10 protein-coding genes are annotated in these 13,795 nt (G+C 54.2%); 7 read left to right on the top strand and 3 right to left on the bottom strand.

All coding sequences use genetic code 11. The features are described from left to right. The first annotated feature begins 28 nt into the window (after positions 1 to 28). The 5 genes from IEW12_RS00385 to IEW12_RS00405 all read left to right on the top strand — a co-directional run bounded on the left by IEW12_RS00385 (position 29) and on the right by IEW12_RS00405 (position 6,546). The gene (locus IEW12_RS00385) at positions 29 to 418 is read left to right on the top strand and encodes a helix-turn-helix domain-containing protein (protein ID WP_188564031.1); all 390 of its coding nucleotides are present in this window, start codon (positions 29 to 31) and stop codon (positions 416 to 418) included. A gap of 288 nt (positions 419 to 706) precedes the next feature. Then, entirely contained in the window at positions 707 to 1,660 is a 954-nt protein-coding gene (locus IEW12_RS00390) for a sensor histidine kinase (RefSeq protein WP_188564032.1), read from the top strand. 920 nt (positions 1,661 to 2,580) lie between these two features. Next, positions 2,581 to 3,837, top strand: a complete 1,257-nt coding sequence (locus IEW12_RS00395) for a c-type cytochrome (RefSeq protein WP_188564033.1) — start codon at positions 2,581 to 2,583, stop codon at positions 3,835 to 3,837. Further along, positions 3,834 to 4,316 carry a (2Fe-2S)-binding protein gene (locus IEW12_RS00400; RefSeq protein ID WP_188564034.1) on the top strand — a complete coding sequence of 161 codons (483 nt, stop codon included), beginning with the start codon at positions 3,834 to 3,836 and terminating at the stop codon, positions 4,314 to 4,316. The genes IEW12_RS00395 and IEW12_RS00400 overlap by 4 nt, the downstream gene beginning before the upstream one ends. A gap of 1 nt (position 4,317) precedes the next feature. Next, positions 4,318 to 6,546 (top strand): xanthine dehydrogenase family protein molybdopterin-binding subunit, encoded by a 2,229-nt coding sequence (locus IEW12_RS00405; protein ID WP_188564035.1) that lies wholly within the window; start codon positions 4,318 to 4,320, stop codon positions 6,544 to 6,546. 189 nt (positions 6,547 to 6,735) lie between these two features. Here IEW12_RS00405 and IEW12_RS00410 read toward each other — a convergent pair whose 3' ends face one another. Beyond that, positions 6,736 to 7,545 carry a c-type cytochrome gene (locus tag IEW12_RS00410; protein WP_188564036.1) on the bottom strand — a complete coding sequence of 270 codons (810 nt, stop codon included), beginning with the start codon at positions 7,543 to 7,545 and terminating at the stop codon, positions 6,736 to 6,738. A gap of 261 nt (positions 7,546 to 7,806) precedes the next feature. Here IEW12_RS00410 and IEW12_RS28710 point away from each other — a divergent pair, with 261 nt between their 5' ends. Further along, positions 7,807 to 8,631 (top strand): patatin-like phospholipase family protein, encoded by an 825-nt coding sequence (locus tag IEW12_RS28710; protein ID WP_229750834.1) that lies wholly within the window; start codon positions 7,807 to 7,809, stop codon positions 8,629 to 8,631. 84 nt (positions 8,632 to 8,715) lie between these two features. Further along, positions 8,716 to 10,014, top strand: coding sequence for a BamA/TamA family outer membrane protein (locus IEW12_RS28715; RefSeq protein ID WP_229750835.1), 1,299 nt, complete (start codon positions 8,716 to 8,718; stop codon positions 10,012 to 10,014). A 164-nt stretch (positions 10,015 to 10,178) separates the two neighbouring features. Here IEW12_RS28715 and IEW12_RS00420 read toward each other — a convergent pair whose 3' ends face one another. Together IEW12_RS00420 and IEW12_RS00425 are read right to left on the bottom strand one after the other, a co-directional pair. Further along, the gene (locus IEW12_RS00420) at positions 10,179 to 11,048 is read right to left on the bottom strand and encodes an alpha/beta hydrolase (RefSeq protein ID WP_188564037.1); all 870 of its coding nucleotides are present in this window, start codon (positions 11,046 to 11,048) and stop codon (positions 10,179 to 10,181) included. A gap of 323 nt (positions 11,049 to 11,371) precedes the next feature. Continuing rightward, complete coding sequence (locus IEW12_RS00425; protein WP_188564038.1) at positions 11,372 to 13,576, bottom strand: OsmC domain/YcaO domain-containing protein; 2,205 nt, start codon at positions 13,574 to 13,576, stop codon at positions 11,372 to 11,374. Positions 13,577 to 13,795: the final 219 nt, after the last annotated feature.

Genomic DNA, 13,795 nt, shown 5'->3' on the forward strand with positions numbered 1-13,795 from the left:
TGCAAACTCTGTCAAGAAAGAAACTAATATGAAAAGTGTAAGATTCTTAGAAATGTTAAAAGAACGGCATCAAATTAATGATGCAGAACTTGCCAAGAAATTGAATTTGACGAAGAGCGCGATCAGCCAATACATGTCCGGAAAGCGCGTAATGGACGACGAAGCATGTCTCGCCGTTGCGATGGAATTGGGAATTGACCCGATCAAAGTGATCGGTGCGGCGTGCATTGACCGCGCGGAAAAGACGGGTCAAAAATCACTGTTTGAAGTTTTTATGACGAGGATGGCAGCGACCGCTAGCGCCCTCCTCCTTGCGTTCGTTGTCAATCTGTTTTTGACACCGACACAAGCGGAAGCCGCGCCAGCATTGGCTCTCCAGCATTCTAGCGATGCTAACTCTTTATATTATGTTAAATAAAATAAGGGGGTGGCTTTCCAAATTACCCCATCCTTACTCAAACGAGCACCAAAGGACACTGGGCTCAATCGTACAACCTTGATATGGATCAAAGAGAAAGACGCTGCCGCGACTAAAGTAATTTATATGGGTATATCAGCGGCGAGTAAAGGCAGATGGAAAAGCAGTTGGCCAATTCACTCTTGTAATTCCCCGACCAATGGTTCTGCAAGGTCTCTCCAAGAGGATTGAACGGTTAATGCGGATCAATTGTACGAACCTCCTTTTCATCTAGGCGGAACTTTGAAAATGGGTACAGTCTTGCCAAAACAGCCATATTCTAACTGTTCAAGAGTCTCTCATCAAATTGCTAGCGAGGTCGAGGGAGTTGTGCGCAACGATTTTGACAGTTTGAGTTCTGAGACCGATTTAGAAATAGTCAATACAAGCAGGACCAATTTGGAAAAGCTTGTATTGCAGTTGCGGGAGGCAAATCGCAATTTAATTGAAGCGACCTTTGGTGCGCAAGACCTGCAAGCCAAGGCGGAGATCGAAAACCTGCGACTAGAAAAATTTTTTGTCTTGTTAGCGCACGAATTGCGTAGTCCCCTCGCACCTATAGGTTTGGCCGCAGACTTACTTGGGAAAATTGTAGATGCACATCCACAGTTACCGAGACTGCAGGGAGTCATTGCTCGACAATTCAAGCATCTTAAGTACCTCGTGGATGACCTGGCTGATGTGTCACGAATTAGCGCTGGAAAAATTTCATTGGAAAAGCGCACAGTGTCCCTCGCAGATATCATTAATAATTCTGTCGAGATCAGCGCGCCCTTTATTGCGAGCAGAAATCAAATCTTGACGGTCAATTTACCGCTTGAGGCCATCAACTTAAACGGTGACGCTGTTCGACTGGCACAGGTATTTTCAAATCTACTTAACAATGCGTCAAAATTCACTCAGGAGCAAGGACATATCGCGATATCCGCTTGTCTGAACGACGACACAGTAACAGTAACAATTAAAGACGATGGAATGGGTATTGCATCCGAAATGCTGCCTTTGGTCTTTGAGCTTTTCAAGCAAGGCCCCCCGTCACTTGATCATTCTCAGCAAGGTCTGGGTGTCGGCCTGGCGATCGTCAAATCCATTGTACATATGCACGGGGGGGGCGTTGATGTACGAAGTGCAGGCCTAGGGATGGGGAGTGAGTTTTTAGTGACACTACCTATAACTGGAGAGGTTACTTCGTCCAATCTGTAATTTAACGAGAGCAATTTTCAAAACAATGATACCGGTTTAGAAACGGACGGTACGCATAACATAAACCAATAGGTCAGTCCGCGTAAAGACGCGAGATACGCGGTCAACGAGATCGAAAAAACCTGACAATAAAGCGATACCGCACCGATTTGTAATAGTGAGCATGTTCTTCCTCGCTGTATTGCGTTTGTCTTTCCTCAGTAATAGCCCCCACGGCTTAGACAGCAGTGAACACTGCCAGACAGAATAAACAAAACATCCATGGCAGCCCTGCCGCCGCATTGTGTATCGCAACCGATACTGCAAAAATCCATTATGCTGCATTTTTTCACATCACCACGGTCCGGGTATTCCTGCAACTTATATCGCTCAGGCGGTATTGGGTTCAGACCTGGCAGGTCCGAGGTGATATTTGCGTGCGCATCATTGATCAATACCATGCCGGCGAGGTCAATTTTCAATAAAAGTAAGTAGCAAATACCAACCGGATTAACCCTTAAGGATGATAGACAAGCCTATCTCCGACACCTAAGCTACGCCTTGATATGGACAGCGACACCCGCCCCCTTTTATGAGATTGCATTTTCAACCGCAAGGAATGCCGAAGGTGCTGAAGCCCTTGAGCGATATTCCAATTGACGCAGTATTCATTGAGTCGAACATTTCAAGGGGCATAAGATTAGAAAGAGTGGCGCAGTCTGACAATTGTTCAAATTAAACGAAAAGTGTAGGCGCACTCCAAGCTAATTATCTTTAAGGACCTTGCACATAGAATAGCGTCCAGCAAGCGGCAAGACAAAAGGACAGGCCAAAAGTTGAATTTTCCGGTCTGCTAAAAACACGGCGGGCCGCCGCATCAAGAACAGGCATTGCAGTCAGCAAGCGTTTAACCACCCTACTTATCCTCGGATACCAAGACCATGTCTCTGAAAAGAAAAATGATCGGCTTAGGCACCCTTGCAGCAGGCGGTATCGCAGCATTGGCATGGGCTTTGCAGCCGGCAATTGCCCCGATAAAAACTACGACGCACAATGCCCAGTTGGTATCCCAGGGGCAAAGGATAGTCGCCTTAGGCGACTGCATGGTATGCCATAGCTCAGCTACAGGCCTGCCCTATGCCGGAGGCCTGCCACTGAGAACGCCCTTCGGCACCATCTATAGCACTAACATCACGCCGGACCCTGAAACGGGCATAGGTGCCTGGTCGCTGGAGGCGTTTCGCCGCGCCGTAAGGCATGGCATCTCCCGCGACGGGCACCTGCTCTACCCCGCGTTTCCCTATATTCACTACACTCGGATGACAGACCAGGACATTGAGGCGGCCTATGCCTATTTGATGAGCCGAACGCCGGTCCGCTACACGCCGCCCACCAACGAGCTCCTGCTACCCCTGCGTTTCCGTCCCTCGCTGGCGTTCTGGAATCTGCTGTACCTGCATCCGGGTGAAGAGCCGGCAGCAGCTGTGGCCACGGACAGCGACAGGCAGATAGCGCGGGGCCGCTATCTGGTTGACAGCCTGGGCCATTGCGCATCCTGCCATACCGAGCTTAACCCGATAGGCGGTGAATCTAAAACCTTGCTGGGAGGCGGCAGCGTGGATGGCTGGGAAGCGCCTGCGCTGACTACCTTGGTCGGCGCCAAAGTCCCCTGGACAGCAAAGCAACTGGAAAACTACCTGCGCACCGGCTTGTCGGCAGAGCACGGCGCAGCCAAAGGGCCGATGCGGGCAGTAACGGAACGCCTGTCTGAAGTGCCTCGCGAGGACGTGCAGGCGATCGCCAGCTACATCATGTCGGTACAGCTTCCCCACCCGGCACCACTACAACCAGCCATTCCCAGCCAACTGCACACCACTGAGGGAGCGACCTTATTTGCCGCTGCCTGCGCGTCCTGCCACAGTGCTTCTGCTCCGATGTCGACTACCGGCAAGCGCCCCTCCCTGGCACTGAGTCATTCGGTCGTGGGCGACAATCCTGCCAACCTGATCCAAACCATGCTGGGCGGCGCGCCATGGGTGACGCAGAGTGCCGTGTACATGCCGCCTTTCGCCGACGTGCTGACCGATGAACAGATCGTCAGCATTGCCCAATACGTTAGAGTCGATATCGGCAAACGCCCGCCCTGGCCGGAACTGTCCAGTAAAGTTGCTCAAGCTCGCAAGGAAATTCATCCATGAAGACGAACATTACTCTCAACAGTATCGCGACGACGATAGAGTCGGCCTCTTCGTCGCCCCTACTCTATGTCTTGCGCGACGAACTGAAACTGAACGGCGCAAAATTCGGCTGCGGCCTGGGACAATGCGGTGCATGTACGGTTCTGCTGGATGGCAAGCCCGTCTTCTCCTGCCTGACTCCGCTCGCCGCCGTTTCCGGGCGCAATGTGCGCACGATCGAAGGGCTGGGTTCCGCCGCCGCTCCCGGCCCATTGCAGGCAGCCTTTATCAAACACCAGGCCGCGCAGTGCGGCTACTGCATCGCCGGGATGGTCATGCGCGCTCAGGCGCTGTTGGAAACCAGGGAGAATCCGACGGAAGAGCAAATCCGTGAATACATGGAGCCCAATCTGTGCCGCTGCGGAACTCATATGCGCATCCTGGCCGCCATTCGCGAAGTCGCCGCCAGCGGCGTGCTTTACACAAGAAAGAGGGCTTGATATGCGCGAAATACCTGCCAATAACGGGCGCCGCGCTTTCCTCAAGGGAAGCGCACTTGTCGTTGCATTTTCTTTTTTACCGAAATTGGCCTATGCCGAGTTGAACGCCATGGGCCTGCCCAAGGTGCTAAACAAGGGGCTGCCCGGCAGCCTTAAAAGCACACCGTGGCTGGATGCCTGGATCAGAATAGCGGCAGACGGAAAAGTGACCGTTTGCAGTGGCAAGGTCGAACTGGGTACAGGCGTGCGCACCGCGCTAATTCAGATCGCCGCCGAGCAGCTGGAGCTGATGCCCGCCGACATCATGTTCATCGCTGGTGACACCAGCCTGACGCCCAACGAAGGATTTACTGCAGGCAGCCACACCATACCCGACAGCGGAACGGCACTTCTCAACGCAGCAGCCCAGGTTCGCGCGCTGCTGCTACAGGGCGCTGCTGCCAAACTCAAAGTGAGCGCAGACAGCCTCTGGATCCGCAATGGCAGAATCACTAGTGCCGAGGGGGGAAGTATCAACTATGGCGCCGCCATCGCCGGTATAGACCTGCACCGGCAGGCGGCCCCGGCTTCAGTGCTGAAGCCGCCGTCAAGCTATACGCTGATCGGCCATCCGGTCCCCAGGGTTGATATTCCGGGCAAGCTAACTGGAGGCTCCAGCTATGTACAGGATATCCGGCTACCTGGCATGCTACACGCAAGGGTAATCCGGCCTCCGACCAGGGACGCGCGTCTGCTGTCAGTTGATATTGCCGCAGCAGAACGCCTGCCCGGCGTCTTGAAAATAATACGTGATGGCAGCTACTTGGCCGCCGTGGCATCCGATGAGTGGAGCGCAATTACGGCCATGCGTGCATTGACGGTCAGCGCAAAATGGGAAGGCGGCGCTGTATTGCCGACGCCGCAGACCATCCATGCCACACTGCAGGCGCTACCCTCTGAAGATATTGTCATTTTAAATAAAGGCAAAATGGCGATGCCAGCGGTGCGTACGCTAAAATCCAGGTTCACCAAGCAATATGTCATGCACGGTTCTATCGGGCCGTCCTGCGCGGTAGCGCATCTGACCGATGGCAGCATGACGGTGTGGACGCATACACAGGGCGTTTTTCCGCTGCGCAGTGCACTGGCGGAATTGCTGGGCATGCCCGATGAGCGGGTGCGCTGCATTCATACCGAAGGTTCAGGTTGCTACGGCCAAAACGGAGCCGATGATGTTGCCGCAGACGCAGTGCTGATCGCCAAGGCTATGCCAGGGAGGCCGGTACGGGTACAACTGATGCGCGATCAGGAAAACCAATGGGAACCGTTTGCACCAGCGATGATTACCGAGATCGAAGCCGGGCTCGATGCCAGCGGCCGCATCTCCTACTGGCACTATGAGTTATGGAGCGGCTCACACAATGAGCGCCCGGGAAACGCGGGTAAACTGGCTCCAGGGTGGATGCTGGCCAGGCCATTCGTCCCAAGCCCTTCCCTGCCGATGCTGCAGCCTGAAGGCGGCGGCGACCGCAATGCCCTGCCTCTGTATGTGATTCCCAATGCACATATCACCAACCATTTCCTGCCGCGCACGCCCTTGCGCACATCTGCGATGCGCTCACTGGGTGCGCATATCAACATTCTCTCCATTGAAAGCACGATGGATGAACTGTCTTCCATGGCCGCGCTTGACCCGGTGGAGTTCCGTCTGAGGCACCTGGAGGATACACGAGCGCAAGACGTCATCCGTACCGCAGCGCGCCAATTTGGATGGGAACACCGCAGCAGGAAGCGCAACCGGGGATTTGGCTTTGCTTTCGGCCAGTACAAAAACCTGATGGGATATGTAGCTATCGCTCTGGAGCTGGAAGTCCAGCCGGACACGGGCAAGGTCAGCGTTGTGCGGGTGGTTGCAGCAGTCGATTGCGGGCAGATCGTCAACCCGGACGGTGTCATCAACCAGATAGAAGGCGGCATCGTGCAATCAACCAGTTGGACTCTGTACGAGCAGTTACAGTTCGCCAGCAACGGCATCAAGAGTATAGACTGGGCCAGCTATCCCATCATGCGTTTTTCCCAGATTCCGGCTAAGATCGAGGTACATTTGCTGGATCGGCCGGGCTTGCCTTTCCTTGGCGTTGCGGAAGCCGCCCAAGGGCCCATGGCGGGAGCCCTGGCCAATGCCTTGGCACAGGCAACCGGCAAGCGCCTTCGCAATTTGCCTTTCGGCGGCCCGCAGTTGCGGTCTTAAAGGCACTTGTCGATACAAACCGGCCTTCTATCGCCTGAATCGGCTCCAAAGGAAAAACACGTCCCTCTTTAACTCTTGTCGCAGCAAGGCCCGTTTTTTGATAGTGTGGTTACATCGGATCCTTGTACTAGACTAAAACTGCATGAAGCATGCTGCAGGAGTCATGGCGAAGATTAGAATAGTTGGCAATCACGGATCGATTTGTGACAGATAGGCAGCAGCTTGCTCGATTTCTGTGTTGCTCATTTGCGATGCAACGGCCGTCATCGAGCCGGCTACGATTGGTATGGTCTTCGCGCGCTCTTGGAACTGGTGCAAACGAGAAACCAGAAACTCTGGAGATTCACCTGCAATAGAGGGAAAGCGAGTGCCAACCCCTTTTCCGCCAGGACCATGGCAACTGAAACATGCCGGTACTGGCCCTGCCCCGCTCTCCGCCAAGACCCTTCCGGCCTCAATCAGAGTGCCTTCTGCCACAGGTCTAGGCAGCCGCGTCGGACGTTGTTGGGAAAAGTAAATGGACAAATTTTGGATGTCTTGCTCGGTGAGCTGTTGTGCCACAGTTTGCATGATCGGGCTAGCTCGGGTACCGGACTTGAACATGGTGAGAGCATGTTCAAGATATTCCGCTGGACGCCCTGCCAAGCGCGGCGCATTCTCCAGGCTTCCCATGCCACCAGGGCCGTGGCATACAAAGCACATTTGCGCATTTGTCGGAACTGCCTTTTGAGCACTCACAGGCGTTTGCTCTCCCGCTTCGGCCCCCGCCCCACAAAAGAAGGATATTATCAACAGGCCAACGTAGCCGGCACATGTCTTAAAAGAGAATTTATTTGTAGGCATTTTATTGAGCTGTTCTTTGTTCGGGGCAGATAGGTAAGATCCTGCAATCGCTTCATGTAAAGTGCTGCCAGTGTAAATTTTTCCAAATGATAAGCAGATGAACGTCACATTAAATTTTGTTAATGAACGACGAGTATCTCCAGGGAGAGCTTCCATTTGTGATGATCTAAAAATCACAATATTGGCCGAGGGAGTAGAAGCAAGTATCGAGCACGATTTTCTGTGGCATCTAGCACCGATCGAATGTTGGGATATTTGTTTTGCCTATCTGCTTTGATGCAGATAGGCTCAGCGACGCCTTGTTCTGCAGTGCGATTTCCGATCTTTATTGCCCCTATCAAGAGCATGTTGTCGCTAAAGCAATGCTGTGCTACAGTTGGCGAACACGGCCAATGGACATCCCTTACACGAGGTGGCATGCTCAAACTTTCGATACTGCTGCTGTGCGCCGCGAGCATGGGCGCGATTGCGGCGCCCCCGCAGAATCAGCCCGATGTTGCTGTCCGACCCAAGGTGGCGCTGGTGCTGTCCGGCGGCGGTGCGCGTGGCGGCGCCCACATTGGTGTGCTCAAGGCGCTGGAAGAGCTGCGGGTGCCGGTCGATATTGTCGTCGGCACCAGTGCTGGCGCTATCGTTGGTGCTGCCTACGCCAGCGGCATGCCGCTGGCCGACATTGAGCGCGAGATGCAGTCGCTCAGCACTGCATCACTTTTTCACGACGTTGACCGGCGCTCGCTGTCAGTGGCCCGAAAGACCGACGACGAAGGCAGCTATGTCGGACCTGAGTTTGGCATCGACGCCAATGGTATTTCCCTGCCCATGGGGGCGGTCTCAGGGGTGGCGCTGGAGGCTGTGCTAAGGCGCCTGACGGCGCGCCAGGCTAGCGAAAACTTCGATCGCCTGCCTATACCCTTCCGTGCTATCGCTACCGACGCCGCCAGCGGCGAAATGGTGGTTCTGGCCCAGGGCAACCTTGCGTTGGCGGTGCGCGCGAGCATGGCGATTCCAGCGGTGCTTACACCGGTCGAGATTGATGGCCGCCTGCTGGTTGATGGTGGTCTTTCACGCAATCTGCCGGTCGACGTGGCGCGCGCGCTGGGCGCAGACATCATCATTGCTGTCAACATTGGTACACCCCTGCTTAAACGCGAGGAAATCAAATCGGTATTGTCAATGTCCAATCAGATGACGCGCATGCTTACCGCCAGCAATGTGCGCCATTCACTGGCGGAATTGAGCTAGCGTGACGTACTGATCACCCCTGATCTCAGCACCGTCAATTCCAGCAGCTTTGATCTGCTCAAGGAGGCCGAAGCGCTAGGCCTAGTGGCGGGTCGCGCGGCCGCCGGTGAACTGCAACGTTATGCTGTCACCAAGACAGATTACGCCGCCCTGATCGCCTCCCGGAAAGAAGTTTCTCCAATGACCGGCATCAGGATCAATGACATTGAATTCGTCGGTACGCAGCGGGTGCAGCAAGAGGCGCTGCGTGGCGGCATGGAAACACAGGCTGGCGATTTGTTCGACTCAGCCAAGGCCGAGCGTGACATGCGTCGCCTGTTCGGGCGCGGCGATTTCGAACACGTCAGCTATGCCGTCAATCTTCGGCCCGATGGTAGCAATGTCATGACCACCACTGTCAGCGAAAAATCTTGGGGACCGCAGTACTTGCGGCTGGGCCTGGGAGTGTCGACAGATTTTGAGGGAGACTCATTTTTCTCGCTACGCGCCTCGCATCGCTGGAGCTGGCTTAACGCGTTGGGTGCCGAGTGGCGTAACGAGGTGGAAATCGGTCACGCTGATCGCCTTAGTACCGAATGGCTGCAACCGCTAACGCCCGGTCAGCGACTATTCACCAGCGCTTACCTGAGTGGCGAGCGCACACCGTTCGACCTCTACCGTAACGGTGACCGGTTGGCGCGTTTTCGACGTCAGTCGGTCACCTCAGGCGTCGACTTGGGCGTACCAGTGCAGGAATGGGGCGAGGCACGCGTCGGCATCTCACGTGGCAATGTAAGCATGCTCAACGACACCAGTTTTGTTCCCGCGAGTGAGTTGCTTCCACGAGCACGCGCGGCTGGATTGCAATTGCGTCTGCGTGCCGACACGCTGGATAATCGGGTCTTCCCTCGCTCGGGGGTAGAAACGGACTTGCAGCTATATTCGTCGCGTAGCACACTGGGGGCAGACAACAACTACAACAAGCTTTCCTTCTCGGCGCTGACGGCGCTGGCTACCGGTCCACATTCGCTGACGGCTGCTATGGAGGTGCAGCGCAAGTTGGGTGGCAACGAACTGCCGGATGATGAATTGATTTCGTTCGGCGGCTTCCTCAAATTGTCGGGCTACCGGACTGGTGAGTTGGTGGGTAACAGCCTTCATTTCGGACGCTTGGTCTACAATTACCGCATCTCCGGACCTGGTTGGCTGGACGGCGTCTATCTCGGCGCATCTGCCGAGCTAGGACGAATGGGCAACACGATCGACGCGCAAAATGGTGAACAGACGGTACGGAGTAACGCACTCTACCTGGCTATAGATACGCCGCTGGGGCCACTTTACTTTGGCGCCGGGCGTGCTTCGCGTAGCAAAAATGCGCTGTATTTAATGATAGGAAAACCGTGATACTGGGCGGAAGCGGCTACAAAGCGATTCAATAATGTTTAGATGCCCGGCCTGATCGCACCACTCCCCTACTCCTCAAGTTCCTGCATTGTCAGCTCGGTGACATATCGCAGAAGAACTAGTCCATCAGGATTGAAGCGGTCAGGCTTCCCAATAGCCAGACATTAACTAGCTGGCTTGAACACAGTGCGGAACGCCTTCAGTGCTGCAGGTTGATAGACGGTGGCATGGCTTTCCCCAGGCATCGACTCCACACGCCAATGCAGTCCAACATTTCCGGCCTTTGTCAGTGCGTGCGAAAATTCCTGCATCATCTCGGCCTCGCCCTTCTCGCCGCTGGCGACGAGATACAGGGTCTTGCTACTTGAGGCTTTAGCTTTTAGCAAAGACTCTGCGTCTTTGATCAATTGACTATCGTTCCACCAGAGACTAGGGTCGATAGCAATAGCGATATCAAACAGATCTGGCTCAAGCAAGAGTGTCTCGACGGCGAACAAGCCCGCCAGCGATTCGCCGACAATGGCATTTTCTGCCGTAGTGCGATAGCGCTCTTTTACCTGCGGTATCAGCTCAGTACGGATGAAGCGGCGAAACGCTGCTGAGCCACCGACAACCGGCGCGATTGCCTTGTCCTTTGCGACCTCGGTTGGCCCGGTCAAATCGCGCCGACGTTGTGTGTTCTCGATACCCACCAGGATGAACGGGCGCATCGTGTTATTGTCAACTGATACCTGCAGCAGTCCTGCGACATGCAGGAAGTCCTCGGCCAGTCCGCCGTCGGGCATATACAAGACCGGCAGGCGTAGTTTGTTTGTCGTCGTATAGACCGACGGCATATATACGTTGATGCGTCGCGTCTCTCCCAGGATATCTGAGCGTATTGTAAATGTCTCGCCAATCGATAGTGGAGTGGCCAGATCTCTTGCCTGGGCAAAGCAGCCGCCTGTAACAAACAGCAAGCCGCATATCAATGTGAGGATTTGCCCGCGCTTTATGGTGTCACGGCACAATCTTTGTATGAAACCAATATCCATTTTTTCTCAGAGTAGTTAATTTATTGAAATCTTGCGCACAAGCTTGCGTGATTGTATGAATAATAACTCGCCCTGCCTAGCAATAGACAATAGACAATAGACAATAGACACAGTACCGTACCAGATTTCCTTCTGCCTTCTGAATGGATCTGCAGAACCTCACCCTCGCTCGCTCATCGGTGAATTTGCAGATGTAAAAAGCGGCGGCGATCCACATATCTGGTTCATCACCGCACAAATGCCTGCCTTGCTATCGAACAAGCGTTTGTGCCCGGAATGAAAGTTATAGTTGCAGAGCTGGCCGCAACTCGTAACTCGTAACTCTAGCTGAATGTGACGGCCGCTTTGGCCCGTGCCACGTGCAGTTTCTTGTAGCTGTCGATCAAGCGGTGGTGCCTGTCCAGCCCTTCCAGTTTCACGCTGGTTGGCGTCAGGCCGAAGAAGCGTACGCTGCCGTCCACTGAGCCCAGTACCGCGTCCATCCTGGGGTTGCCAAACATGCGGCGGAAATTGACGATGTAATCGTCCAGCTCCAGATCCTCATCCAGCAGCACTTCCAGCACTACATTCAAGGCCTGGTAAAACAATCCGCGCTCGACTGTGTTTTCGTTGTATTGCAGGAAGGCGCCCACCAGCTCATGCGCGTCTTCAAATTGTTCCAGGGCGAGATGAATCAGCAGCTTCAGCTCCAGCACCGTCAATTGGCCCCATTCCGTATTTTCGTCAAACTCGATGCCGATCAAGGTGGCAATGTCGCTGTGCTCATCCAGCTCATTGTCTTCCAAACGCTCAAGCAAGGACTCCAGGCTGGCATCGTCCAGCTTATGCAGGTTCAGGATATCTTCGCGGAACAACAGCGCTTTGTTGGTGTTATCCCAGATCAAGTCTTCTACCGGATACACTTCGGAATAACCCGGCACCAAGATTCGGCAGGCCGTGGCGCCCAGCTGCTCATACGTCGCCATGTAGACTTCTTTGCCCATTTCTTCGAGTATGCCGAACAGGGTCGTGGCTTCGTCGGCATTGGAGTTTTCTCCGTGGCCGGAAAAATCCCATTCCACAAAATCGTAATCCGCCTTGGCGCTGAAAAAGCGCCAAGACACAATGCCGCTGGAATCGATGAAGTGCTCAACAAAATTATTCGGCTCGGTCACCGCATTGCTGACAAAGGTAGGTTGTGGCAAATCGTTCAGGCCCTCAAAACTGCGGCCTTGCAGCAGTTCCGTCAGGCTGCGTTCCAGCGCTACCTCCAGGCTTGGGTGCGCGCCGAACGAGGCAAACACACCGCCTGTGCGCGGATTCATCAAGGTAACGCACATCACCGGGTAGGTTCCGCCCAGCGATGCGTCCTTCACCAGCACCGGAAAGCCTTGCTCTTCCAGGCCCTGAATGCCGGCCACAATGCCGGGGTATTTCGCCAATACTTCTTGCGGCACGTCCGGCAGGGTGATTTCACCTTCCAAAATTTCGCGCTTGACCGCCCTCTCGAAAATCTCCGACAGGCATTGCACCTGTGCTTCGGCCAGCGTATTGCCGGCACTCATGCCGTTGCTGACGAACAGGTTTTCGATCAGGTTGGATGGGAAATACACTGCTTGGCCGTCTGATTTTCTCACATACGGTAGCGAGCAGATGCCGCGCTGCACATTGCCGGAATTGGTGTCGATCAGATGCGAGCCGCGTAGCTCGCCATCGGGATTGTAAATTTCCAGGCAATACTCATCCAGAATTTCAGCCGGCAGCGCATCTTTACGACCGGGCTTGAACCAGCGCTCGTTCGGGTAATGAACAAACTCTGCGTTGGCGATGTCTTCGCCCCAAAACGCACCGGCGTAGAAATGGTTGCAATTCAAGCGCTCGATATACTCTCCCAACGCCGACGCCAGCGCGCTTTCCTTGGTGGAGCCTTTGCCGTTGGTAAAACACATCGGCGAGTGCGCATCGCGTATATGCAGCGACCATACATTAGGAATAATATTGCGCCACGAGGCGATTTCTATCTTGATGCCCAGGTCCGCGAGCACGCCAGACATATTGGCGATGGTTTGCTCCAGCGGCAGATCCTTGCCCAGGATATAGGTGTTCGCTTCAGAGGCCGGTTTCAACATCAGCAAGGCCTGGGCATCGGCATCCAGATTCTCTACTTCTTCAATCACAAACTCAGGGCCGGCCTGCACTACTTTTTTCACCGTGCAGCGGTCGATGGAGCGCAAAATACCCTGACGGTCCTTGGCAGAGATATCCGGCGGCAATTCAACCTGGATCTTGAAAATCTGCTGGTAGCGGTTTTCCGGATCGACAATATTATTCTGCGACAGACGGATATTTTCGGTAGAAATATTGCGAGTATCGCAATACAACTTCACAAAGTAAGCCGCGCACAAGGCCGATGAAGCCAAAAAGTAATCGAAGGGGCCGGGAGCAGAGCCATCGCCCTTGTAGCGGATAGGCTGGTCAGCCACCACCGTGAAATCATCGAACTTGGCTTCTAGACGAAGCTTATCGAGAAAGTTGACCTTAATTTCCATGGGAGAGTTCCAAAATAGTGCTCAAAATGATATAGCCGCTATTATCCGGTTTTTTAGCCTCATATCCCAGTTCTTTTAGGTTGAAGTAGGCTGCTTCAATTGTGCCGCTGCTAAGTGGCTTACTTATCTTGGCCTTGATATAGCCAGCGTGGATGTGCCAGCGTCGAATAATGCCCAGTAATGACCAGCAATGCTACTGAGGCCAACTCCCCTGTTACG

Origin of the sequence: Parundibacterium terreum (genome assembly GCF_014636315.1) — a bacterium.
GTDB lineage: Bacteria > Pseudomonadota > Gammaproteobacteria > Burkholderiales > Burkholderiaceae_D > Undibacterium > Undibacterium terreum.

Bases quoted from the DNA above. Each gene is read 5' to 3' on its own strand.
- IEW12_RS00385 (WP_188564031.1), top strand. From the start codon at position 29: ATGAAAAGTGTAAGATTCTTAGAAATGTTAAAAGAACGGCATCAAATT.
- IEW12_RS00390 (WP_188564032.1), top strand. From the start codon at position 707: ATGGGTACAGTCTTGCCAAAACAGCCATATTCTAACTGTTCAAGAGTC.
- IEW12_RS00395 (WP_188564033.1), top strand. From the start codon at position 2,581: ATGTCTCTGAAAAGAAAAATGATCGGCTTAGGCACCCTTGCAGCAGGC.
- IEW12_RS00400 (WP_188564034.1), top strand. From the start codon at position 3,834: ATGAAGACGAACATTACTCTCAACAGTATCGCGACGACGATAGAGTCG.
- IEW12_RS00405 (WP_188564035.1), top strand. From the start codon at position 4,318: ATGCGCGAAATACCTGCCAATAACGGGCGCCGCGCTTTCCTCAAGGGA.
- IEW12_RS00410 (WP_188564036.1), bottom strand. From the start codon at position 7,545: ATGGAAGCTCTCCCTGGAGATACTCGTCGTTCATTAACAAAATTTAAT.
- IEW12_RS28710 (WP_229750834.1), top strand. From the start codon at position 7,807: ATGCTCAAACTTTCGATACTGCTGCTGTGCGCCGCGAGCATGGGCGCG.
- IEW12_RS00420 (WP_188564037.1), bottom strand. From the start codon at position 11,048: ATGGATATTGGTTTCATACAAAGATTGTGCCGTGACACCATAAAGCGC.
- IEW12_RS00425 (WP_188564038.1), bottom strand. From the start codon at position 13,576: ATGGAAATTAAGGTCAACTTTCTCGATAAGCTTCGTCTAGAAGCCAAG.